General features: G+C 52.4%; 19 protein-coding genes. 7 read left to right on the top strand and 12 right to left on the bottom strand.

Annotated elements, in window-relative coordinates:
• Nucleotides 1-228: 228 nt before the first annotated feature.
• The 3 genes from ACSV5M_RS19620 to ACSV5M_RS19610 form a co-directional block, all read right to left on the bottom strand.
• Nucleotides 229-4,005, bottom strand: a complete 3,777-nt coding sequence (locus ACSV5M_RS19620; RefSeq protein WP_439178322.1) for a cellulase family glycosylhydrolase — start codon at nt 4,003-4,005, stop codon at nt 229-231.
• Between the two features lie 500 nt (nt 4,006-4,505).
• Nucleotides 4,506-5,633 carry a succinyl-diaminopimelate desuccinylase gene (gene dapE / locus ACSV5M_RS19615; RefSeq protein WP_439178350.1) on the bottom strand — a complete coding sequence of 376 codons (1,128 nt, stop codon included), beginning with the start codon at nt 5,631-5,633 and terminating at the stop codon, nt 4,506-4,508.
• A gap of 204 nt (nt 5,634-5,837) precedes the next feature.
• A complete protein-coding gene (locus ACSV5M_RS19610; RefSeq protein WP_439178321.1) occupies nt 5,838-6,308 on the bottom strand; it encodes an Hsp20 family protein in 471 nt (156 codons plus the stop codon).
• Between the two features lie 428 nt (nt 6,309-6,736).
• Between ACSV5M_RS19610 and ACSV5M_RS19605 the strand changes: the two genes are divergently transcribed.
• Genes ACSV5M_RS19605 through ACSV5M_RS19595 form a run of 3 tightly spaced genes read left to right on the top strand, consistent with a single transcriptional unit; the run spans nt 6,737 to nt 11,511 of the window.
• Nucleotides 6,737-7,699 (top strand): ABC transporter ATP-binding protein, encoded by a 963-nt coding sequence (locus ACSV5M_RS19605; RefSeq protein ID WP_439178320.1) that lies wholly within the window; start codon nt 6,737-6,739, stop codon nt 7,697-7,699.
• On the top strand, nt 7,689-10,559 hold the full coding sequence (locus ACSV5M_RS19600) for a Gldg family protein (RefSeq protein ID WP_439178319.1): 2,871 nt from the start codon (nt 7,689-7,691) through the stop codon (nt 10,557-10,559). The genes ACSV5M_RS19605 and ACSV5M_RS19600 overlap by 11 nt, the downstream gene beginning before the upstream one ends.
• Nucleotides 10,560-10,569: 10 nt before the next feature.
• On the top strand, nt 10,570-11,511 hold the full coding sequence (locus tag ACSV5M_RS19595; RefSeq protein WP_439178317.1) for a DUF4340 domain-containing protein: 942 nt from the start codon (nt 10,570-10,572) through the stop codon (nt 11,509-11,511).
• Between the two features lie 109 nt (nt 11,512-11,620).
• Here ACSV5M_RS19595 and ACSV5M_RS19590 read toward each other — a convergent pair whose 3' ends face one another.
• From ACSV5M_RS19590 to uxuA, 9 genes are all read right to left on the bottom strand, one after another.
• The gene (locus ACSV5M_RS19590) at nt 11,621-12,010 is read right to left on the bottom strand and encodes a TM2 domain-containing protein (RefSeq protein WP_439178315.1); all 390 of its coding nucleotides are present in this window, start codon (nt 12,008-12,010) and stop codon (nt 11,621-11,623) included.
• Nucleotides 12,011-12,082: 72 nt separating this feature from the next.
• Nucleotides 12,083-12,784 (bottom strand): YebC/PmpR family DNA-binding transcriptional regulator, encoded by a 702-nt coding sequence (locus tag ACSV5M_RS19585; RefSeq protein WP_439178314.1) that lies wholly within the window; start codon nt 12,782-12,784, stop codon nt 12,083-12,085.
• A gap of 132 nt (nt 12,785-12,916) precedes the next feature.
• Nucleotides 12,917-13,948, bottom strand: coding sequence for a 2,3,4,5-tetrahydropyridine-2,6-dicarboxylate N-succinyltransferase (gene dapD / locus ACSV5M_RS19580; RefSeq protein ID WP_439178312.1), 1,032 nt, complete (start codon nt 13,946-13,948; stop codon nt 12,917-12,919).
• Nucleotides 13,949-14,080: 132 nt separating this feature from the next.
• The gene (locus tag ACSV5M_RS19575) at nt 14,081-14,428 is read right to left on the bottom strand and encodes an ArsC family reductase (RefSeq protein WP_439178310.1); all 348 of its coding nucleotides are present in this window, start codon (nt 14,426-14,428) and stop codon (nt 14,081-14,083) included.
• A 20-nt stretch (nt 14,429-14,448) separates the two neighbouring features.
• Entirely contained in the window at nt 14,449-15,120 is a 672-nt protein-coding gene (nth, locus tag ACSV5M_RS19570) for an endonuclease III (protein ID WP_439178309.1), read from the bottom strand.
• Nucleotides 15,117-16,316, bottom strand: coding sequence for a succinyldiaminopimelate transaminase (dapC, locus tag ACSV5M_RS19565; RefSeq protein WP_439178307.1), 1,200 nt, complete (start codon nt 16,314-16,316; stop codon nt 15,117-15,119). The genes nth and dapC overlap by 4 nt, the downstream gene beginning before the upstream one ends.
• 129 nt (nt 16,317-16,445) lie before the next feature.
• Entirely contained in the window at nt 16,446-19,133 is a 2,688-nt protein-coding gene (locus ACSV5M_RS19560; RefSeq protein ID WP_439178306.1) for a [protein-PII] uridylyltransferase, read from the bottom strand.
• 3 nt (nt 19,134-19,136) lie between these two features.
• The gene (gene map, locus ACSV5M_RS19555) at nt 19,137-19,907 is read right to left on the bottom strand and encodes a type I methionyl aminopeptidase (RefSeq protein ID WP_439178305.1); all 771 of its coding nucleotides are present in this window, start codon (nt 19,905-19,907) and stop codon (nt 19,137-19,139) included.
• A gap of 169 nt (nt 19,908-20,076) precedes the next feature.
• The gene (gene uxuA, locus ACSV5M_RS19550; RefSeq protein WP_439178304.1) at nt 20,077-21,270 is read right to left on the bottom strand and encodes a mannonate dehydratase; all 1,194 of its coding nucleotides are present in this window, start codon (nt 21,268-21,270) and stop codon (nt 20,077-20,079) included.
• Nucleotides 21,271-21,645: 375 nt separating this feature from the next.
• On the opposite strand from uxuA, the gene rpsB reads away from it, so the two are divergent.
• From rpsB to frr, 4 genes are all read left to right on the top strand, one after another.
• A complete protein-coding gene (rpsB, locus tag ACSV5M_RS19545; RefSeq protein ID WP_439178302.1) occupies nt 21,646-22,386 on the top strand; it encodes a 30S ribosomal protein S2 in 741 nt (246 codons plus the stop codon).
• An 87-nt stretch (nt 22,387-22,473) separates the two neighbouring features.
• The gene (gene tsf / locus ACSV5M_RS19540; RefSeq protein WP_439178300.1) at nt 22,474-23,343 is read left to right on the top strand and encodes a translation elongation factor Ts; all 870 of its coding nucleotides are present in this window, start codon (nt 22,474-22,476) and stop codon (nt 23,341-23,343) included.
• Nucleotides 23,344-23,456: 113 nt separating this feature from the next.
• Nucleotides 23,457-24,191 carry a UMP kinase gene (pyrH, locus tag ACSV5M_RS19535; protein WP_087466342.1) on the top strand — a complete coding sequence of 245 codons (735 nt, stop codon included), beginning with the start codon at nt 23,457-23,459 and terminating at the stop codon, nt 24,189-24,191.
• Nucleotides 24,191-24,748, top strand: coding sequence for a ribosome recycling factor (gene frr / locus ACSV5M_RS19530; protein ID WP_439178298.1), 558 nt, complete (start codon nt 24,191-24,193; stop codon nt 24,746-24,748). Before pyrH ends, frr begins: the two co-directional genes overlap by 1 nt.
• The last annotated feature ends 98 nt before the right edge of the window (nt 24,749-24,846 follow it).

The following is a 24,846-nucleotide window of genomic DNA, read 5'->3' as shown; positions in this document are numbered from 1 at the left end:
GCCACTGGAGTCCGGCGGCAGAAAAGGCGAGGAAGACGTGTGAAATGTTTAATTATTGGTCAGGGTGGCGGATTTTTTAACAAAGCTACCGACGGTGTTTGTGTAACCGTTTTCATTTTGTCTTAGTGACTACATTTCATAACCGGTTTACTTCATCCGCTGGGATGACATACCAAAAAAGCCGCCTCCGTTATACAGAGAGCGGCTTTTTATTACTGTTTAAAGCCTTTATTGCTCGTTGTTTAAGCTATGAATGAGATCCGAATAACCTCGCACCACATCACAGGTTGGCTTGTGCCACTCCAGATTGATCACGCTGCCTTCCACGTTAGTTCCGGTAGCGCCGAGGCCGGTGATACTGTACTCGGAATCATTCAGCGTACAGTAAAACTGGTAGCCGTCATGGTTACCGTACCAACCGCCTGAATACTCGCCATATGGCCCAGAGCACCACTGGCATGAACCGGTGTTGCCGTTGCCCCACTCGAGGCCAGATAGCTGCCAGCTCATCATGCCACCCAATACATCCCGGTTTGCGTAAGCAATTTGATACCAGGCCTCGAACAGATCTGCCCGATGTTGGGCGTCTGCCTGACCCGTGCTTTGTTCCATGCGATAACTAAATTCACCGTAGTACAGTGGCTTGCCGATCTGCCGCGCCAGCTCAATGCGGCTATTAAATAAATCAAAGGTTGCTTGATCCGTCGTGAGATTCCATGGCTTCGGATAAATATGTGCGCTCACGACATCTACGGTGGCATGCTCGTGGATGCCTCTCACAAATGCGTCGGTATCATTGTTATCAAGCTCTGCGCCGATGGACACCAATTGGTTGGGTGCTTCTTGTTTAATATGCGCAGAAATATCGGCTATCCATGCGTTGAAATTTTCATAATCAGTTGAACCGACAGCACACCCTGAACCTCCGGTACAACGTGGTTCATTCGCCAGTTCCCAGATCATGATTGTGGGATCATCTTTGTAACGCACGCCTGTGTAGGAGTTCATCCTGTTCAACACAACATCGACCCACATCTTGTACAGCTTGCGCGCTTCGACGTTGCTGTAGGCTCCCGGTATACCATTTCCTCCCACAGCCCGAGCGAATACATCGATGCCACCCATACTGTTGCCGGGCCAATTGTCACCCAGTGCAAGCACCAGTTTTATTCCTTTTTCCTCGGCCTTCGCCACGTAGTAATCGAGAAGATCCCAACTACGGTCTAAAATTGCTTGCTCTTCAGCGGTGGGATTACTTTTCAGTGCAAGGAAATGTTCACGTGCCTGTTCTGCTGTGGCGGAAGAGCTTCCGTCGTAACGGTTAATACATACGCCGTCATGAGTACCCGAGTGATGACAGAACATCCAGGTGCGTACTGCATTCATGCCAAGGTGTGCTGCACGCTCGAAAAAATCATCGGTCATCGGCTTTGGTTTGAACATCAAGTAATACTGGTTGGTACCATTGAAATACCACGGACGACCGTTCAAAACAAACTGTGTCCCCTGCGTTTCAACGAATTCGGACGCCGGTGGATTGCCCACAGTTACGCGTAGTGATTTGCTGATTCCGGTTCCGTCCACAGACAGGGAAATCCGGTAGACATCATCACCATGGGTGGGGATAACGAGCGGACTTGAACCGGTGTGCCGCAGAGTTTCGCCACCATTGATTGAATACAGCAGATCGCCCGATCCAAATTTTTCGAACGCAATTTCGATGTCGGCACCGGAAGGAAGTTGAGCGAAATTAGCCGGGCTGGTTATTGTAAGGCCGCCCAATAGCTCTACGGTTAATCCGTGTGCAGCCATGTAACCCCAATCGCTGCTCTCGGCTGATAAGGTAACCGTATGTTGACCTGCGGAGAGATTCATTGTCTGTTCGTACGCTGCAATATTTACAGAATCAAAGTTCAACGCTGAAGATATGCCCGCAATGGAGAGGTGATTCGTTTTAGGTCCGTATGGAGTGCTATAGCTGAATACGATCCGGTATTCACCATCAACAGGAGCAGTAAAATTCCAGCTGATAGCGGAAGGGCTTCCCCCTAGCTCACCATAAGTGCCGCTGTTAACCGCACCGCCGGTATAGGTTGCGTCTGCCGGGCCGAACTCAAGAATCTCACCTGAGCTGGGAGTAGAACTGCTAGCGACACTGCTAACAGATGAAGCCACAACACTACTGCTTAAAGATGAATTACTGGAACTGGGTGTACTGCTGGACGATATAGTGCTGGAAGATGTGCTCGACGCTGAGCTACCCGCTGGAACGCCATACACTTCAAACTCCCACAACGAATAACCCCATGCTGTCGCGCGGGATACACCGAGCATTCTTACATAGCGACCAGTACCGGATACCGTCAGATCGTCGACCCCGCCGTTACCCGCCGTTTCAGAATAAATATCGGTCCAGTTTTGTGCATCATTTGATACTTGAATGCGGTAGGCGCGTCCGTAGGCGGCCTCCCAATTCAGTACCACACGGCTCAATGAATGGATCGATTGTAAATCTACAGAGAGCGATTCTGCATCATTCCATGCGCTTGCCCAACGTGTGCTGGTATTGCCATCGACAGCAGCCGATCCGTCACCTGCATATCCATCAACAGAGGACCATGTCGCGGGTTTTGCCAGGGCAATATTGGTTACTCCAACGCTGATGCTGGAGTTGGAGGCACTCGAAGCAGTAATTGGTTGCACCACACAACTCTGATTATTTTCCCAACCCCAACCGTCTCCATCCGGGTCCGATGCGCTGCCACCACAACACACTGGATAGCCATTGGCTGCCGTACCACAACTGTTGCCGTTGGAGACGGAGCTTGATGAAGCTTCTATTAGGCCGTAGGGGGCCGGCTGTTCACTACACGTGGCACGCGCAATACAGCTCTGGTTATTCTCCCAACCCCAACCCGTAGCTTGGTTGGCACACACGGGGAAAGTACTCCCATACCAATTACAGGATGCTGCTGTAGACCCGCCTCCGGCACTGGAGGAAATGGAGCTGACCGCGCTGGAAGCCACGCTTGAAGACGTTGAACTGCTGCTGGTGACAACGCCGCTGTAAATTGTTGCAAGCTCGGACGTTTGTCTTATTCCATTGGTGCCGTTAATCAAACGGTCGCCCCAGGTTGAAAGGCTTGATGCATCGAAATTATTAACGATATCCAGCGAATAACAGCAGCTGCCGTTACCCGACCATGACCATCCGATATAGCCGATATCGTACTGTTCGGAGACGGCGAGAATTGAATCAGCATCGACAAAATTTCCGCCGTGGTCTGCACCGAATTCACCGACCACCAAGGGTAGATTGTGTGAGTTCAGGAATGTAGTCACATAGTTTTCAATCGTGCTGCGGTTTTGATACACCTCATACATGTGCACGCTAAACATGGTGTTACCCAGGCTGTCCGCGGACGCCACACTGGAAGCATTCTGCAGCATGGTATTCGACCAGTCTTGCCCCCAGTTTGCCGCGTCCACCATCAAGGTGTGAGTGAGGCCCGCTCCGCGCAATGTCCGGATGGCGGCTTGATGACCGGTAGCCCATGCATCTGCCGCAACATTATTGCCATAGGGTTCATTCGCAATGTTGATGATGACGTAGTCTTCCTGTCCACGCAGAACATCAGCAATGTCCACCCAATATTGCGCTACATTAGTCAGAGTGCCTGCCGCACTGGCCTCACCGTAACCCGTCGCATCATGGACTTCCAACACGCATACCAGCTCGTTTTGCTTACAAAGTGAGATGACATTGGCCACATCAGCAGCGCTATTGCGCGTCCATTGTTGTCCGTCGCTCAGCACCACCCGGATGGTATTAGCCCCGGTATTTGCGATGTCTGAAAAAGCACCGGTCTGATCGGGATACCATGTGTGGGCATGATTCACGCCCCGCATAATAAATGGTTCTCCATTGCCATCCAGCAACTGCGTTCCCGATACCGAAAAGCCTGCAAAAGCGCTCGTAGAAGCAAGAGAAGCGGTCAGAATCATCCCTGATATGCCATAGAAGCGTCGGCTTGCTTTTAAAAATCTATTAAAAAAGGTGCACGTGCCTTCTGGGGAAGGACGCAGATTTTTTATCGTCATGATTTTTGCCTTTATAGTGAGTTTTTAATAAGCGATCCGCAGCATTGTTTCCGCCACTCATATCGCCGTTTCGGCGGCTACGACAAGCTCTTGCAACAAAGCCAGGGCAGAACAAAGATCAGAGAGCAGTTAATCGGAAGAAATCGAATAACGGTGCGGATGCAGTCTTTCTCTGCACCTGGCATTTATTAAATCTTATTGACCATTAGCAGAGGGGATAGTGTAATCGGTTACAGGCTGTGTGTAACCGATTACAGTTCACATTATTAACATATTTTTTCATTAGTAAATAATGGCTTAAAAGCTGGGGGAATAGTAACCGTTATTTTTGGCCTCAAGCGCTCTGCCGAGCGCGACATACGAGCCAGGAAAGTTGTTCAGTAGACGTGATTTATATGTGGTTTTTACACTAATAGGTTTCTTAGCGCCTTTTCATAAATACCCGTCAGAGTATCCAGGTCCGCTGCGCTGATACACTCATCCACTTTGTGAATCGTGGCGTTGATGGGGCCGAGTTCAACAACCTGCGCGCCGGTAGGGGCGATAAAGCGACCGTCTGACGTGCCACCGGAAGTAGAAAGTTCAGCCTCGCGACCAGTTTCGCTTTTAATGGCGGCTACGACCGCATTCACCAAATCACCGCGTGGTGTAAGAAACGGCTGGCCACTGAGTGTCCAGGTCAGATCGTAATTCAAGCCGTGTTTTTTCAGAATGGCTTCGGTGCGCTCACGCAGGATGGCATCGGTAAGTTCGGTGGAGAAGCGGAAATTAAATACCACCTCAACCGTACCGGGGATCACATTGGTGGCACCGGTGCCGCCGTTGATGTTGGAAACCTGAAAACTGGTGGCCGGGAAAAATTCATTGCCGTCGTCCCAATGTTCAGCGGCTAGTTCAGCGAGCGCCGGGGCCAGCTTGTGAATAGGGTTATCTGCCAGGTGCGGATAGGCAACGTGACCCTGGATGCCTTTCACCGTTAATAACCCGCCCAGTGAACCGCGCCGACCGTTTTTAATCACATCGCCCACCACCTGGGTGGATGAGGGTTCACCCACGATACACCAGGTAATCTTGGTGTGATTCGCTTCGAGCCACTCCACCACTTTCACTGTGCCGTTAATGGAGGGGCCTTCTTCGTCGCTGGTGATCAGAAAGGCGATGCGCCCGCGATGGTCCGGGTGTTGCGCCACAAAATTTTCACAGGCAACCACCATAGCGGCGAGTGAGCCTTTCATGTCTGCGGCGCCGCGTCCGTGCAACATGCCGTCGATAATCCGGGGTTCGAAGGGTGGATTATTCCAGTTGGCTTCCGGGCCGGTGGGCACTACGTCGGTGTGGCCGGCAAACGCCAGTAGCGGGCCGCTGTCTCCGCGCACGGCCCAGAAATTATCCACATCGCCAAAACGCAGCCGCTCGGTGCGAAAGCCAATAGCTTCCAGGCGTTGGATCATCATCTCCTGGCAGCCAGCGTCGTCGGGTGTTACCGAAGGGCAACGGATAAGGTCAAGAGCGAGTTGCAGGGTGGAGGACAAAGACATAACGCGGCTTCCTGGGAATCGGCAGGTGATGTGGCAAAGGCCGCGATTCTATCATTATGTGCTGAAGGCTCCCAGTTTCGCTGAGTGCTCTCGGATTCGCTGCGGGCCCTCAGTTTCGCTGAAGGCTCTCAGTTGCGCTAAAGCCGGAAAGACCCGGAAAGAAAAAGGGCGGCGGCCTTAGCCGTCGCCCTGATTGCACTAGGCAGCTTTGTCTTTCCCGGCCTGGTGTTCAAGCACATTGCCGGATTGATTGATGGCGATGGTTCTGGGTTTCATCGCCTCCGGAATTTCTTTTACCAGGCTGATGGTCAACAAGCCGTTAGTCAACTCGGCACCGGTGACTTCCACGTGATCGGCCAAATTAAATTTGCGCTCAAACGCGCGGGTGGCGATGCCTTGGTACAGATACTTGCGTTCTTCCTTTCCGTCCTCGGATTTTTTACCGCGAACGGTCAGTACGCCTTTTTCTACCTGGATATCCAGCTCGTCCCGATCAAAGCCGGCAACGGCCAGGGTGATCCCGTAGCGGTTGTCGCCAACCACTTCGATGTTGTACGGGGGATAACCGGCAGAAGCCTGTTCAGCACGTAGCGCGGTATCCAGCAGTGCACCCAGTCGATCAAAACCGATGCTGCTGCGATAGAGGGGGGTGAGATCAATTGTATTCATAACGATATCCTCCATTAAGAAGCGATAAACAATACAGTTAATATCAATGCCTCGTTCTCAAGAGACCCGAGGCAATTATTTATCTAGGGCAGGCAATATTTTTTTCAATACCCGCAACAAAAAATTTTTGCAAACGAGTAGGTCGGATTAGGCGCACAGCGCCGTAATCCGACATGAACGATGCCCAAAATCAACCCAACCCACAACCCTTGAAACTTTTATCAACCGCCCCTATCTAAGCGGCGCTGTAATCATTTCATACCATTGTTGATGGGAATGTCCCCGGTTAACCAGGAATAATAACAATGTATAACTTGACTATATGCCGTCTCAAGACCGCACGTTATCCCCCTCTGTTTTGCGTAAAAATTAATTAAATTTATTTTTATTTTTTTCTCTATTAGCTACGTCTATTAATGGAGGGCATTATGCTTGATGTCAATTCTCTCAAGCGCACCTATGGCGACGTCGTTGCCGTGGACGGTGTGACTTTCTCTATTGGAAAAGGTGAAATTGTGGGGCTGTTGGGCCACAACGGCGCGGGTAAAACCACCATCATGAAGATGCTCAGTGGTTATCTGGAGCCCAGTGGCGGCCACATCAAAATGAACGGTTTGGATCTCAGTCAGCATCTGAAAACGGTGCAGCAACATATCGGTTATCTGCCGGAAAGCTTGCCGGTTTATCCAGAGATGACTGTCGCCGACTATCTGGATTACGCTGCCTCATTGAAAGGTTTACACGGCGTGCAGAAGCAGGCAGAGGTCAAGCGGGTTTTATCAGCCACGGCTATCGGTGAAAAATTACTGGCCCCGATTGCGACCCTGTCGCGCGGTTTTAAGCAGCGGGTTGGTGTGGCGCAGGCGCTTCTGGGTAAACCCAGCCTGTTAATTCTTGATGAACCTACCAACGGCCTGGACCCCACCCAGACATTACAAATGCGTGAACTGATTCGCGATATTGCCCAGGAAGCTACCGTCATTTTGTCCACTCATATCATGCAGGAAGTTGATGCCCTGTGTGACCGTGTGCTGATGGTGCGCGGCGGTCGCCTGGTGATAGATGCGCGGTTGGATAGCCTGCGCCAAAGCCGCTCCCTGCAACTCATTACCAGCCCGATGAGTGACGATAGCCTTCGCACACTCGCACATATTCCCGGTGTTCATTTATGTGAACTTCAATCCGGTGATGGCGCGCGCGCCGTTCATCGCGTGACCCTGAATGACGATGCTGAACTGGATGTTGTCGGGGCTGCACTGGCAAAGGCAGTGATTGCAGCGGGTGCCGACCTGTATCAGTTATATGCCGAAGTGCGCGATCTTGAATCCCTGTTCCGCGAAGTTAATCAACAAACCGGAACCGACAAGGAGGGTATGCGCCATGCAGCCTAAACACACCATTCGCCGTATTGCGGCCAAGGAAATTACCTTATTTTTTGCGTCGCCCGTGGCCTATTTATTTCTGGCTGTGTTTGCGGCAGTCAGTTTGTTTATTTTCTTTTGGGGCGAAGCATTTTTCTCGCGCAACATCGCTGATGTGCGCCCCTTGTTTGAGTGGATGCCGCTGCTGTTAATTTTCCTTGCCAGCACTCTCACCATGCGGATGTGGAGCGAAGAGCGGCGTACCGGTACCCTGGAGCATGTACTGACCCAGCCCGTGCCGGTGTGGCATTTTGTACTGGGAAAATTCCTCGGTTGCCTGGCATTGTTGGCGATTGCCTTGCTGATTACTTTGCCCTTACCCATTACCGTGGCCATCATCGGTGAGCTCGATTGGGGGCCAGTCTGGGCGGGTTACCTTGCAACCTTTTTGTTAGGTGCTGCCTATCTCAGCACCGGCCTGTTTGTTTCTTCGCGCAGTGATAACCAGATAGTCAGCCTCATAACGGCGGTTGCGGTGTGCGGTATCTTTTATCTGTTGGGCAGCAAAACCCTGACAGACTTTTTCGGTAACCAGGCCGGGGAGTGGTTGCGCTTGCTCGGTACCGGCTCGCGCTTTGAATCCATTACGCGCGGCGTTGTTGATCTGCGTGATCTGTATTACTACCTGAGTTTGATTGCTGTGTTTCTCACGCTGAATACCTTCTCGCTTGAACGCGAGCGCTGGGCGCTAACCGGTAGCCGCGAGCATCACACGGGTTGGCGGGTAATGACGGCGTTGTTGGTTGCCAATGCGGTCGGTGCAAATTTCTGGCTGGGCCAGGTCAACAGCCTGCGCATTGATGCCACCGCCGGCAACCAGTATTCCATCTCACCGGCAACGGAAGAATACCTGCAACAATTGCAGGAGCCGTTGCTGTTACGCGGTTACTTCAGCAGCAAAACCCACCCGCTGTTATCGCCGTTGGTACCGCAACTGCGCGACCTGATGCAGGAATATGCAGTGGTCAGCGACGGCCGGGTGCGCGTTGAATTTGTCGACCCGGTGACGCAACCGGATCTGGAAGAAGAGGCTAATCAAAAGTACGCCATTCAACCGGTGCCCTTCCAGGTGGCAGATCGCTATCAGGCCGCGGTGGTGAATTCTTATTTCAACGTGCTGGTGCAGTATGGCGATGAATATCAGGTTCTCGGCTTCCGTGAGTTGATTGAGATTAAAACCCGTGGTGAAGGCGACCTGAATGTGCAGTTGCGCAACCCGGAACATGACCTGACCCGGGCCATCAAAAAAGTGCTGCACACTTACCAGGCCGGGGGCAATTTGTTCGATACGGTAAAAGGCGAGCTTACTTTCAATGCGTATATCTCTGCCGATGCGCGTCTGCCGCAGCCTTTGCAAGAATTCCGCAAAGTGGTAGCCGAACACACGCAAACCATGCAGCAGCAATCCAAGGGTCGGTTAACAGTGAATTTCCTGGAACCGGAAGCCAATGGCGGTGCAGTGGGCCAACAGATTTTACAGGACTACGGTTTCCAGCCCATGGCGACCAATCTGTTTAGCAACGACCGCTTTTATTTCTACCTGACGCTCGGCCAGGGTGAACAGGTTGTACAGATTCCACTGGACGATATGAGTGAAGCGAGTTTTGAGCGAAATTTATCGTCGGCCATTAAACGCTTCGCTAGCGGATTTACCAAAACCGTAGCACTGGTTGCTCCCGCACCGGCGACGCCTCATCAATTTGGCGGTATGAATTCGCCGCAGTTTAATCAGCTGGAAAGTTTCCTGGGTGCTGAACTGAATGTGGTAGGGGAGGACTTGAGCGATGGCCGTGTGTCAGGACAAGCCGATATCCTGTTACTCGCTGCGCCCAAAAACCTGGATGAAAAACAACTCTTCGCGGTGGATCAATTCCTCATGCAGGGCGGCACGGTTATCGCGGCAACCTCGCCGTATTCGGCAAGTGTTTCCAATCGCAGCCTGAGTGTGCAACCACAAACCAGCGGTTTGCAGGAATGGCTCACGCATCACGGTTTGCAGATCGAGAACCAGTTGGTCATGGACACACAAAACGTGCCTTTCCCGGTGCCGGTTGCACGGAATGTGGGTGGCTTTACCGTGCAGGAAATCCGCATGCTGGATTATCCCTACTTTGTTGATGTACGCGGTGAAGGATTGAATCAGGACAACCCGATTACGGCCAACCTGCCGCAAGCGACCCTGGCCTGGGCATCGCCGATCATTGTCGATCAGGAAAAACAAAAGTCGCGCACGATAACGGAATTGCTACGTTCATCCGACAACGCCTGGTTATCCACCTCCACGCAGGTCATGCCTCGTGTTGACGGTGGCAGCCTGAGTCGGTTTACGCCGGAGGGCGAACAAAAATCCCGCTTGCTCGGTGTTATATCGGCAGGCCGGTTTGATTCCTATTTCGCCGGAAAAGCGTCGCCGCTATTGGCACAGGCTGATGAAGAAAACACGCAAGACGGCGCAGGTGATACCACGACGGTATCCGGTGTGATCGAGCGCTCGCCAGAGTCTGCGCGGATTATTCTGTTCAGCTCCAACGATTTTCTCACCGATCAATTATTGCAGATGGCCGGTGCAGCGGGCGGTGGCGAATACCTTAACAGCTTGCAATTGCTGGCTAACACCGTCGACTGGTCACTGGAAGATGCCGGCTTGCTGAGCATTCGTTCGCGCGGCAATTTCAATCGCACCTTGCCGACCCTGGAGCACAGCACGCAATTGTTCTGGGAATACCTGAACTATGGCCTGGCGTTACTGGCGCTATTGATTGTGGCGGGCGTGCGTTACCAGATAAACCGCTCACGTCAAAAAGCTTATCAACAATTACTCGCACACTAGGGAGCACACCATGAAAAAATACCATAGTTGGCTGGCGGGGATCCTGGCAGCACAGGTGGTTCTGGCGGGTGGGCTGTTCTTTTATAAAGCGCAGTCAACGCCCCAGGCGACCAGCGAGCCTTTGCTCAGTTTTGAAACGGCAGCAATAGATAAACTGGTTATTGCGGATACGGAAAGCCATGTGACGCTGCAAAAATCCGGCGATCAATGGCAATTGCCGGAGCTGCACGCATTGCCGGTAGTGGATAAAAAAGTGCCGGCGTTGCTCGATAAACTTCAGGCGACCAAGGTGAGTTGGCCAGTGACCACAACCACATCAAGTCACGAACGTTTTGAGCTCACCGATGATAATTTCCAGCGCCGTGTAGAGCTGTTTGCAGGCGATAAAAAACTGGGTGAGGTGTTGCTGGGCACCTCACCCGGCTTCCGCAAGGTACATGTGCGTCGACCGGGTGAGGATGAGGTTTATTCGGTGAGCCTGAACAGTTTTGACATGCCGGTCGCCGACACGGAATGGCTGGATAAAACCTTGCTCAGCGCCAAGGATTTAAAGCAGATTAAAGGGCCGGATTACACGCTGCAAAAAACGGATGACCAATGGTCATTTGCCGGAGAACCAAACGACGCTACGGATGCAGAAAGCCTCAAAGTTGATACCCAAAAAGCACAGGAACTGGCGAACGCCTTCAGCAACCTGCGCATTATTGATGTAGCTGAGCAACAACCGGAAGGAGAGCCGGTTGTTATTAGGGTAAACACGGGTGCCGGCGAGCGGCAATATGAATTCCTGAAGTCAGACGATAAGTATTTCGTTAAGCGCGATGATCAGGAGCAAGCTTTCACGGTCAGCCAATTTGACTATGATCGCATTACCCAGATACGCCAGCCGCAATTGGCCTTGAAAGCGGAAGAGCAAAAAACCGAGGGGGAAAAGGACAAAACCAACGGTTAACCCGTAGGTCGGATTAGGCGCCCAGCGCCGTAATCCGACAAGGTTTTAACATCACATCTTTTTGTTTTATGTCGGATTACGGCGCTGGGCGCCTAATCCGACCTTGCATTTAATCGCGGTTGCGCTCATCGATCTGGCCATTCAAGGTCCACAAGTCGTACAACCAGCCAAGGCCAAACAGGCCCAGGGTAAACAGGTAAATCAAACCGGTAATCCACTTGCCCAAATACATGCGGTGAACGCCAAAGAGCCCGAGAAACGCCAGTAAAATCCACGCCACGGAATAATCAATCGGACCGGGGCGAAAGCGTGTATCCGCTTCGCGGGCCATGGAGGGAATGAAGAAAATATCAATCAACCAACCGATGCCCAACAAACCAAAGGTAAAAAACCACAGCGTCCCGGTGAGCGGTTTTCCGAAATAAAATCGATGCGCCCCCATAAAACCCATGATCCAGGTAATGTAACCAATTAACACCGAATGCGTTGATACCTTCACTGTTTAACCGCCTCAAATAATCGATACCCGTAGGTCGCGTTAGCGGCAACGCCGCGTAACCCGACAACCCGTTTAATCCGTCAAACCCACATAAACTTCCTGCACGTCGTCATCGTCATCGATAGCCGCCAGAAAATGTTCCACTTCTTCCAGCGCTTCACCGGTTAAGCTCACCGGATTTTTCGGGCGATACCCTAACTTGGCCGATTCCACGGTAAAACCCTGTGCAGGCAAAGCGCGGCACACCAAATCCAGATCCGTGGTATCAGTAATAAATAATGTTACGCCGTCGTCATTCGTTTCAAAATCCTGCGCACCGGCTTCAATAGCGGCCAATTCCGGATCAGCATCCGCATTGGCCGGCGAGGCTTCAATCAAACCGACATGATCAAAATCCCAGGACACAGAACCCGACGAGCCTAATTGCCCTTTGCGGAACAGCACGCGCATGCTGGAGATCGTACGGTTCACGTTGTCCGTCAGGCATTCAACAATCACCGGTACCTGATGCGGCGCAAAACCTTCGTAAGTGACTTTTTCGTAATTCACCGCACCGTCCAGTTGGCCTGAACCTTTTTTAATGGCGCGCTCCAGTGTCTCGCGTGTCATGGAAGCTTTTTTGGCTTGCTCTACGGCGAGGCGTAAACGGGGATTCATATCGGGGTCCGCACCATTGCGCGCCGCAATCATGATTTCCTTGGTCAGTTTGGTAAATAGTTTACCCTTGGCATTTGCCGCCGCTTCGCGATGTTTTGCTTTCCACTGGGCACCCATGTTTCTCTCCCGATAGGTTTAAAAGTAGGTCGGATTAGCCGCAACGCGGCGTAATCCGACATAAAGTTACAGCATCACAAGGTTTCACTCATAGCAACAGACAACATTGATGAACAAAACGATGTGGAGAATTTAATTGCTGTGCAACGCCGAATTTAACTGCAATGCACTTTTATTGGTAACCACTTCCACTCGCCCGGTAATGGAGTTGCGACGGAATACCAAATCTGATTCGTTGGCCAATTCACGGGCTTTTACCGTCTTCACTTCAGCGCCGGTGTCATCCAGCACAATCACCTTGGTGCCGGCGGTAATATACAAACCGGATTCCACCTTGCAGCGATCTCCCAAGGGAATACCGATACCGGCGTTAGCGCCGATCAGTGATTCCTTGCCGACAGAAATCACAATGTTGCCGCCGCCGGACAAGGTGCCCATGGTCGAGCTGCCACCGCCCAGGTCAGAACCCGCACCGACAAACACACCGGCGGAGATACGGCCTTCAATCATCGCCGGGCCTTCAGTACCCGCATTAAAGTTCACAAAACCTTCGTGCATGATGGTGGTGCCTTCGCCCAGATACGCGCCCAAACGCACACGCGCGGTGTGTGCAATGCGCACGCCTTTCGGTACGACATAGTTGGTCATCTTGGGAAATTTATCGACGCAGGCCACTTCAAGTAATTCGCCGTTCACGCGCGCTTGCAATTGACGCTCCGGTAATTCTGCCAGATCAACGGCGCCCTGGTTGGTCCAGGCCACGTTAGGCAATACACCAAAGATGCCGTTCAAGTTTGTGCCGTGGGGTTTTACCAGACGATGCGATAACAGATGCAATTTCAAATAGGCTTCCGGCACACTCGCGGGGCCGGTATCACTTTCCAACAGTGTCACAACCAGGGGTCTTTGACTTTTGCTGAGCGTGCGCGCAACAGCGGACTGGCTGTCGTCGCCAGCGCCCGCCAGTGCATCGGCCAATTCGGTGGCTTGTGCAGGGGTGATATTGATCGCGTGGTTGCCACCGGTGTAGTTCACGATTTTAGTAATGGCATCGACGGTATTGGCCGAAGGATTCAGCAGTGGCTGCGCGTAAAAAATTTCAAGCCATTCACCTTTTGCATTGTGGGTGCCGACACCGAGTCCGAGGCTATAAAGAGTTGTCATAGTCTTTCCTATTGCTTGCGAGTAAAAATCTTTTTATGTCGGATTACGCCGCTGTGCGGCTAATCCGACCTACAGGGTGCGAAGGGTAGGTCGAATTAGCCGCGCAGCGGCGTAATCCGACACATTCTCCAATTAACCAAATACGCGCGCATAATCGGCTGCCTTAAAACCCACCTGTTGCTGCTTGCCGGTATCCAGTAACGGCCGCTTGATCAAGGTCGGGTTGTTAACAATCACAGCTACGGCCGTTTGTGCATCAAAAACGGATTTGGTTGCTTCATCCAGTTCTTTCCAGGTGGTGCTGCGTTTGTTTACCAATGTATCCAGACCGAGAGTATTGATCCATTCCTTAACCTGGTTTTCGGTCAGGCCGTCAACGCGAAAGTCGTGAAAGCGATAATCGATTTTCTGTGTAGCTAGCCAATCACGCGCTTTCTTGACGGTGTCGCAATTCTTGATGCCGTAGAGGGTAATTGTCATAACCAATGCTCTTGTTCAAATCAGGCTTTCAGTACAACCTTCGGTTTCTTGCGGTTGGGGTAACAGGTGCGACAAATATCGCAGACGGTGCCATCGCAGGTGCGCGCGCTGCAATGTTCGCGGCCGTAATAAATAATTTGCAGATGCAAGGCATTCCAGGTGTCTTTGGGGAACAACCGTTTTAAGTCTTTTTCGGTTTGCACCACATTTTTACCGTTGGTCAATCCCCAGCGCTGGGCCAAGCGGTGAATATGGGTATCCACCGGAAACGCCGGGTGGCCGAAGGCCTGGCTCATCACCACGCTGGCGGTCTTATGTCCTACGCCGGGCAAACGCTCCAGCGCGTCCCAATCTTCCGGTACTTGCCCGGCATGCTCATTGACCAGTATCTGTGACAACAGCGAAATCGCTTTGGATTTTTGTGGCGACAGGCCACACGGGCGGATGACGGCTTGAATTTTTTCTACCGGTACCTTGGCCATATCAAACGGATTATCGGCGAGTTCCCACAACGCGGGTGTTACCTGGTTAACACGTTCGTCAGTGCACTGCGCCGACAGCAATACAGCAACCAGCAGGGTGTAGGGATCTTTATGTTGCAAAGGAATAGGCGGTGCAGGGTAAAGTGTCTGCAAGCGCTGCAATATAAAATCCACTCGCTCCTGTTTGGTTAGATTTTTTTGGCTGTTCATAAATGGGTAATAAAAGTTTTGATACGTTGCGCTGCTTCGATACATTCCGCCAGCGGCGCCACCAGCGCCATGCGGACATAATCCTCGCCAGGGTTCAGACCTCCGCTGGTGCGGGCGAGGTAACTACCGGGCAACACGGTGATATGTTGTTGCGCAAATAATTGCTGCGCAAAATCTTCGCCGCGCAGTGGTGTTTTGGGCCACAGGTAAAAGCTGGCATCGGGCATGCTGACATCCAGTACACCGTCAAGAATAGCCAACACAGCTTCGAATTTCTGACGATACGCGGCGCGATTAGCGCGCACATGTTCTTCATCTTTCCATGCCGCCACGCTGGCCAATTGTGTGGGCACAGGCATCGCACAACCGTGGTAGGTTCGATACAGCAGGAATTTTTTCAGGATCTCTGCATCGCCACCCACAAAGCCGGAGCGCAGCCCCGGCAGATTGGAACGCTTGGATAAACTGTGGAACACCACGCAGCGTGCGAAATCGTCGCGACCCAATTCTGCACAGGCTTGCAACAAGCCGGCTGGCGGTTGTTGCTCGTCAAAATATAATTCCGAGTAACATTCATCTGATGCGATAACAAAATCATATTGATCGGCTAACGCGATCAGGGATTTTAACTGCGCACTGCTCATTACGGCACCCGTGGGATTGCCCGGTGAACAGATAAATAAAACCTGGCAGCGGCGCCACACAGCGGGATCTACCGCTGCAAAGTCGGGAATAAAATGATTTTCCGGCGTGCAATTTAAAAAGAAGGGTTCGGCCCCGGAAAGAATCGCTGCACCTTCATAAATTTGATAGAAAGGGTTCGGGCTCACGACCAGTGACTCGGGTTGCTGACGGTCCACCAGGGCCTGCGCAAAAGCAAACAAGGCTTCGCGCGTGCCATTGACGGGTAATACATGTCGTTCGGTATCAAAGCTGCCGGGCTTTAATTGAAAGCGCCGCGTCGCCCAGGTCGCGATGGCTTGGCGCAATTCCGGCAATCCTTTGGTGGTCGGGTACTGGGACAAGGCAGCTAGGTTGTCGACCAGTGTTTGCAACACAAATGCCGGTGGTTCTTGTTTCGGTTCGCCAATGGATAACGCGATGTGTGAGAGATGTGCCGGTGGCGTCACCGCCGCTTTCAGCGCAGCCAATTTTTCAAAAGGGTAGGGATGGAGTTGTTGCAAATCCGGATTCATTATCAACACTTCACATGCGTTTATAAATCGTAGGTCGGATTAGCCGCAAGGCGTAATCCGACGGGTTTACTGTTCAATGATAATGTCGGATTACGCCTTGCGGCTAATCCGACCTACGCGCTCCATTCATTATTGACTGGTTACGCGCCGGTCAAGTTGTTGGCATATTTCCCGCTGCAAACGCTCGCACATATCGGGGTCGCTGAGCGGGAAACCCTGGTTATCGCTGATAAAGAAAATATCTTCCACACGCTCGCCAAGCGTAGCGATCTTGGCGTTCTGCAATTGCACGCCGAACTGTAGAAAAATACGGCCGATACAGGCAAGCAAGCCGGGCCGGTCCGGGCTGATTACTTCCAGCATGGTGTAGCCGCTGATCATATCGTTGCTCAGTGACGTACGCGTGGGCATGGAAAAATACTTCAGGCGGCGGGGCGTGCGACGGGTGATAACTTCAGAATAATTGTCCGCCAGACGTAGTTCGTCTTGCAGTGCCTTGTGAATACTTTTCAGCACGGCAGGATTGCTGCCCAAGGGCTCACCATTCTGGTTTAACACAAAAAAGGTATCGATGGTGTAGCCCGACTTGGAGTTGTAAATGCGCGCATCCTGAATGCTGAGGTTTTGTTGGTCGAGCGCGGAGGCCACCGCGACAAACACATTCTTGCGCTCTTTGCTGCGTACAAAAATTTGTGTCGCGCCAGCCAGCTCTTTATTGGTGGTCTTCTTGATCAGGATCAGCGGTGCGTCGTCCTGTTGCTCGGCGACGGCGGCAGTGTGCCAGGCAATATCCTGGAAACTTTCGCGCAGGAAATATTCCTCGCCCATATCGCCCCAGATCTGCCATGCGCGATCCGCACTGATACCTTTACGTTCGAGCTTGCGAATGGCTGCCTGCTGGGTTTCTTCAATCAAATCCTGTTTATCGATATTGTTTTCCAGGCCGCGACGCAACGCGCGGCGCGTATCCAGATACAATTGCCGCAACAAGCTGGCACGCCAGGTGTTCCATAATTCCTTGTTGGTGCTGTTGATGTCGGCCACAGTCAAGCAGTAGAGGTAATCAAGGTGTAGCTGATCGCCGACGCGCAGGGCAAAATTGTGAATAATTTCCGGATCAGAAATATCCTGTTTTTGTGCAACCGCCGACATCAATAAATGCTGTTCCACCAGCCAGCACACCAGGCGGGTTTCGCGCGGTGAAATACCGTGGCGTTGACAGAATTCTTCAGCGTCTACCGCGCCCAGTGTCGAGTGGTCGCCGCCGCGGCCTTTGGCGATATCGTGATACAGGCCGGAGATATACAAGAGCTCCAGCTTGGGTAGGCGCGTGACCACATGAGCGGCCACGGGGAAATCTTCTTTGGCCGATGGCAGCAAAAAGTTGCACATGTTCTGTACCACTTTGAGCGTGTGTGCATCTACCGTGTAGATGTGAAATAAATCGTGTTGCATCTGCCCGGTGACGCGGCCGAACTCCGGCAAATATAAACCGAGGATGCCGTAGCGGGTCATGCGTTTCAGCTGTTCAACCAGTCCGGCAGACTGCTGTAGCAACTTCATAAAAAGCTGGGTGTTTTTAGGATCGCGCCGGTAGTTATCATCAATAAGGTAACGGTTTTCCCGCAACAACCGAATAGTGGATGCATGAACCCCCTCGATTTCTGGGTGTTGCGCCATCAGCACAAAGATTTCCAGTAGCGCTGATGGTCGATCCTCAAAAACGGTGTTATGGACTGCTTCAATGTAATTATCGCGAATTTGAAAACGTTCATTCAGCGGAACGATATGATGTGCGGCATCCTTGTTCAGGATCACTTCCTGCAAATATTGCAGAAGCACATCGTTTAATTCGCGCAACGCCAGTACCGTGCGATAGTACTTGTGCATGAACTGTTCGACCGCGAGGTTTTCGCTGTTGTCGGTGTAACCAAACAATTTGGCCAGTTCGCGCTGGTGATCAAACAGCAATCGCTCCTCCGCCCGCTTGGCCACCATGTGCAGACCGTAGCGCACTCGCCAGAGGAATTCCTCGCCGCTGTACAGCATGGAGAATTCTTCCTCGGTAAAAAAGTTCTTGCCGTGGAGCTGGCGCAGTGTGCGTACCTGATAGTAGCGTTTCGCCACCCAACAAATTACCTGGATATCCCGGATGCCGCCTGGGGCATTCTTGATATTGGGTTCAAGGTTATATTCAGTATCGTTATATTTTTGGTGCCGCTGGATCTGCTCGTCCCATTTCGCGCGAAAGAATTCATCGACAGGCCAGAGTTGGTCAGGTGAGGTAAGTTGTTGTAGTTCCTGACGCAGGCTTCCGTCGCCCACCAGGGTGCGCGATTCCATGATGTTGGTCGCGACGGTGATGTCGCTGCGGGCGATCTCCACACACTGCTTGATTGTGCGGACGCTATGACCAATCTCCAGCCCGATATCCCACAACAAGGTAAGGAAACGTTCAATATTGTCTTTATAGGCGGGTAGAACTTCGGGCGTGTGTAATATCAATAAATCAATGTCAGAAAACGGGTGGAGTTCGCCACGGCCATAACCGCCAACAGCTTCCAGACTGATCCCTTCAGGCCACTCGAATTGATACCAGGCATAATGCAATATGCAATCAATAAACAGCGCGCGTTCGTACACAAGGGTGCGGATATCTTCCCCTTCGCAAAAGCGTGCGTTGAACTGCCCATTCGCTGCTGCCAGCGCATCCTTGAACACCGTGATAATCGGTTGTTCACTCAGGGCGCGACGAAAACGGCTTTGATCAAAAAAGAACAGCGGTCTTTCGAAGTAGGGCACCGAAGGGTTCAGCATGATTTAAAACACTTCTCCTGTACGCGCGGTCAGAACTTCAACCCCGTCTTTGGTAACGACCATGGTGTGCTCCCATTGGGCAGAGAGGCGCCCATCTTTGGTTTCCACGGTCCAGCCATCACCTTTCAGTTTGGTATGGGGTTTGCCGGCGTTAATCATGGGTTCGATGGTAAAGCACATGCCTTCGCGCAGAGCCATGCCAGTGCCGGGGCGGCCGTAATGGAGAATTTGCGGCTCCTCATGAAACACCTTGCCGATACCGTGACCGCAATATTCGCGCACGACAGAATAGTAATTGCCTTCCGCGTGCTGCTGGATCACGTGGCCAATATCACCCAGAGTGCAGCCGGGTTTGACGATCTGTATCGCTTTGTACATACATTCCTGGGTCACCTTAACCAGGCGCTCCGCATGAGATGCCGGGGTGCCCACAAAGTACATGGCACTGGTGTCGCCGTGGTAACCGTCATAAATCACGGTGACATCAATATTGACGATGTCGCCGTTTTTGAGCACTTTTTTATCCGACGGAATGCCGTGGCATACCACCTGGTTCACCGAGGTGCAGATAGATTTGGGAAAACCGCGATAGCCAAGGCAGGCGGGGATGGCTTTCTGCTCATTCACAATGTGATCGTGGCAGATCTTGTCCAGTTCGGCTGTAGTAACGCCGGGCTGCACAAAGGGGCCGATCATCTCCAGCACCTCGGCGGCCATACGGCCCGCAATGCGCATCTTTTCGATTTCTTCAGGGGTTTTGATAGTCACAGACATGAGTGAACACTAACTCTCATTGGCGATTGAAAGGCCCACATTCTAAACGATAAGGGGCTGGTTCTACAGGGATAACTTGGCGCGACCTGGTATTGAGGGGGCTGTGGAGCAAGAGTGGGGGCAGCGCGGCTTCGGAAGGTCCCTGTCTGAAACCGCTGTAGGGGGGCGTTTATGCGTTGGCGCGGTTGCGCATGACTGACACGGCGTGAATAACACCGCGCAGTTCTGCCAGGCCCTTCATCCTGCCGGCAAAGGAGTAGCCTGGGTTAATCCCGGTTTTACCGATCTCATCACCCATCAGGTGGCCGTGGTCCGGGCGCATACTGATCTTCGGCAGCTTTATGCCCTGCTTGTCCCGGCGCGCTTCTTCATCCAGTAAGGCTTCGACCAGTCCCACCATGTCGTTGTCGCCGTCCAGGTGGTCGGACTCATAAAAGGAGCCATCGTCTTCCCTCTTTATATTCCGCAGGTGCACAAAATAGATGCGCTCGCCAAACTCCCGCGCCATGGCGACCAGATCATTGTCGCAGCGGGCGCCATAGGAGCCGGCACACAGGGTAAGGCCGTTGGCCGGGCTGGGCACCGCATTCAGCAAGGCGCGGGCATCATCGGCGGTGGACACGACGCGCGGCAGGCCAAACAGTGAGAAAGGTGGGTCATCGGGGTGAATGCACATCCGCGCGCCCACTTCTTCCGCAACGGGGATGACTTCTTTCAGGAATGCAAACAGGTTGGCGCGCATGCCGGCGTCGCCCATCTGAATGAACTGATCAATAGCGGCGCGAATCCCATCCCGGTCGTAGGAGCCTTCACCACCCGGCAGGCCGGCAATGATGTTTTTCTCCAGGAGGACTTTTTCTTCATCCGTCATCGCATCCAGCCGCGCCTTGGCTTTGCTCAATACATCCGGCTGGTAATCAGCCTCGGCACCGGGGCGTTGAAGGATATAAACGTCGTAGGCCGCAAAGTCGCTCATCTCAAAGCGCAGTGCCTGGCTTTTATTCGGCAGCGTGTAGCTGAGGTTGGTGCGGGTCCAGTCCACCACGGGCATAAAGTTGTAACAGATGTCGTAGACGCCAGCGGCGGCGACATTGCGGATGGACTGCTGGTAGTTGGCGATGTACTCACGGTAATTACCGGTACGGGTCTTGATGTCATTGTGTAACGGAATGCTTTCAATCACGGCCCATTCAAGCCCGTGGGCTTCAATCAGCGCCTTGCGCTCCAGGATATCCTCCATCGGCCAGACCGCGCCGGTGGGAATGTGATGTAAGGAGGTGACTATGCCGGTCGCCCCGGCTTGGGCGATATGTTGCAGGGAGACAGGATCTTTGGGGCCGAACCAGCGCCAGGTTTCTTTCATAACAACACCGAGTCAGAAGGTTGATAAAGGACGTCTCTATTAGACGGTAAGTGAATACTAGTATGCAAGTTGGTTCTGTCAGTTTTGTTGGCCGCGCCAGTTAAGATCTGGGGGCGGCAGCTTAACCACGTCGGCAGAGAGTTGTTTATCTGTAACACAAACTGTGGTATAAAGCGCGCCTCTTTCGGCCCACTACATTGATTCTGAGTGGTTTTGGGTGGTTTCGAAAGTCCCAGCGGCAGCGAAATTTTGCTGCCAGGTGCCCCCGCACCTTACTTAACTTTAACGTCACACATATACCGACACATTGAACCTGGGTGCCCTGACGGGTTGGTTGATGGGGTATATGGAGGCTTAACCCGAAAGGAAAAACTTATGCCTACAGTAAGCATGCGCGATATGCTTTCCGCCGGTGTCCACTTTGGTCACCAAACCCGTTACTGGAACCCGAAGATGGGTCGTTATATCTTCGGTGCGCGTAACAAGATCCATATCATCAATCTGGAGCACACTGTTCCAGCCTTCAACGAAGCGCTGGCGCTGATCCAGCAAATGGCTTCCCAGAAGAAGAAAATCCTGTTTGTCGGCACCAAGCGCGCCGCACAAAAAACTATTAAAGAACAAGCCGAACGCGCTGGCCAACCATTTGTCAGCCATCGTTGGTTGGGTGGCATGCTCACCAACTACAAAACCATCCGTGCCTCTATCCGTCGCCTGCGCGACCTGGAAACGCAAAGCCAGGATGGTACCTTTGCGAAACTGACCAAGAAAGAAGCGCTGATGCGTACCCGCGACATGGAAAAGCTTGAGCGTTCCATTGGCGGTATCAAAGAGATGGGCGGCCTGCCTGACGCGATGTTTGTTATCGATGTTGATCACGAGCGCATTGCGATCCAGGAAGCTAACAAGCTGGGTATTCCTGTTATCGGTATCGTGGATACCAACAGCAACCCGGAAGGTATTGACTACGTTATCCCGGGTAACGACGACGCCATCCGTGCGGTAAAACTGTATGTAACGGCGATTGCCGATGCTTGTCTGGAAGGTGCCAAATCAGCGTCTGCTGTACCTAATAAAGATGAGTATGTCGCTGCTGAAGAAGGCGCTGCCGAATAAGCCTCGGGCGCTGTGCGAGATGCAACGAAAGGGGGCTTTGCCCCCTTTTTTCAAACCAGAATTTGAATACTGACTGAGGACAAAACCATGACAGCTATTTCCGCAACAATGGTAAAAGAACTGCGTGACCGTACCGGTCTGGGCATGATGGAGTGTAAAAAAGCGCTGGGCGAAGCTAACGGTGATATCGAGTTGGCGATTGAAAACCTGCGCAAGGTTTCCGGCCTGAAAGCCGCCAAGAAAGCGGACCGTACCGCTGCTGACGGCGTGGTTGCCGTGAAAGTTGCCGATGACAACAGCTACGGTGTAGCCGTCGAAGTTAACTCCGAGACCGACTTCGTTGCGCGCGATGCCGGCTTCCTGGCTTTTGTTAACAGCGTTGTTGACAAGGCTTTTGCCACCAAGCAAACCGACGTAGCTGCCCTGATGGCGGGCGATCTGGAAAACGCTCGTGAAGCGCTGGTACAAAAGATCGGCGAAAACATCGGTGTGCGCCGCGTGAAGTTGGTTGAAGGCGGTGTGGTTGGCGGTTACGTTCACCTGAACAGCCGTATTGCGGTATTGGTACAACTGGAAGGCGGCACCGAAGAACTGGCCAAAGATATCGCCATGCACGTTGCGGCGGTAAACCCGGCAGTTGTCAGTTCCGAGCAAATGCCGGCTGATCTGGTAGAGAAAGAGAAAGACATCATTCGTGCGCAACCGGACATGGCTGGCAAGCCTGCCGAGATTGTTGAAAAGATGATGGTTGGCCGTATCAACAAGTTCCTCAAAGAAGCCAGTCTGATCGATCAGCCCTTTGTTAAGAACCCTGAAGTCACTGTGGGTAAACTGGCTAAAGATGCTGGCGCTTCTGTGAGCAGCTTTGTGCGTCTGGAAGTGGGCGAAGGTATCGAGAAGGTTGTGGTCGACTTTGCTGCGGAAGTTGCTGCCCAGGTGCAGGCTTCCAAGGGTTAATCTCCGCTGTTGCTAGACCTCCCATTAAAAGAGGCTGGGTGTCCCACTCAGCCTCTTTTTGCTGTTAAACTGCCGTGATTTTTTCGCCTACCCATCTTACGGAGTCCAAGTCTATGCCAAACCCCAGAGAGAAGAAGTACAAGCGGATTTTGCTGAAGCTGAGTGGTGAGGAGTTGATGGGGTCGGAGGGGTTCGGTATTGATCCCAAGGTGCTGGACAAGATGGCCCTGGAAATCGGGCAGTTAGTGGGGATAGGGGTTCAGGTTGGTCTGGTTGTCGGGGGAGGAAACCTGTTTCGTGGTGCTGCCCTGAATGCCGCCGGGCTCGACCGGGTAACCGGTGACCATATGGGTATGTTGGCCACGGTGATGAATGCACTGGCCATGCGCGATGCACTTGAGCGTTCCAATATTTCTTCCCGGGTCATGTCGGCAATTCCCATGAGCGGTATTGTCGAACACTATGATCGCCGCCGTGCGATTCGTTTTCTGAGCTCCGGTGAAGTGGTAATCTTCGCCGCCGGTACCGGTAATCCTTTCTTTACTACTGATTCCGCTGCCTGCCTGCGCGGTATCGAAGTGGAAGCCGATATTGTTCTGAAAGCGACCAAAGTAGATGGTGTATACACGGCAGACCCGATGAAAGACGCCACCGCGACCAAGTATGATCGCCTGACCTATGACGAAGTCCTGGATAAAAAGCTGGGTGTGATGGACCTGACGGCCATCTGCCTGTGTCGTGAACACGACATGCCGGTACGTGTTTTTCGTATGAACAAAAGCGGTGCTTTGCTGAACATTGTAGTTGGCAGTAACGAAGGCACCTTGATTGAAGAGGGACAAAACTGATGATTAATGACATAAAAAAAGATGCTGAAAACCGTATGAAAAAGGCGGTTGATTCACTGATTAGCAACTTCTCCAGAATCCGTACGGGCCGAGCGCATCCAAGCTTGCTCGACGGCATCATGGTGTCTTACTACGGTACTGATACACCGCTCAGCCAGATAGCCAACGTGAACGTCGAAGACGCGCGTACTTTGTCTATCAACCCCTGGGAGCGCAATCTGGTGCCTGATATTGAAAAGGCCATCATGAAATCTGACCTGGGATTAAATCCGTCTACCAATAACGGTCTTATCCGTATTCCCCTGCCGATGCTGACAGAGGAAACGCGCAAGACTTTCATCAAACAGGCGCGCGCAGAGGCGGAGAATGGCCGTGTTGCCGTGCGCAACATACGTCGCGACGTTTTGTCGAATGTGAAGGCGCTGCTTAAAGATAAGGCGATCAGTGAAGATGATGATCGTCGTGCACAAGACGACATCCAAAAAATAACGGATAAATATATTGCCGAAGTTGATAAGGCGCTGGCGGCCAAAGAAACGGATTTGATGGCGATTTAATGCCCCGCTGATGCCGGCCCGGAAATGTATCTCCGGCGTATCCCGATTTCGTTTGTCCTGCCCGAGCGGTTATCCGGTCGGGCAGTGATTCGTTTGAT

The sequence above is a fragment of the Cellvibrio sp. ARAG 10.3 genome (assembly GCF_051846955.1).
Lineage (GTDB): Bacteria > Pseudomonadota > Gammaproteobacteria > Pseudomonadales > Cellvibrionaceae > Cellvibrio.
The sequence above is the reverse complement of the archived record's forward strand: the minus strand, read 5'-3'. Positions and strand labels throughout refer to the sequence as shown.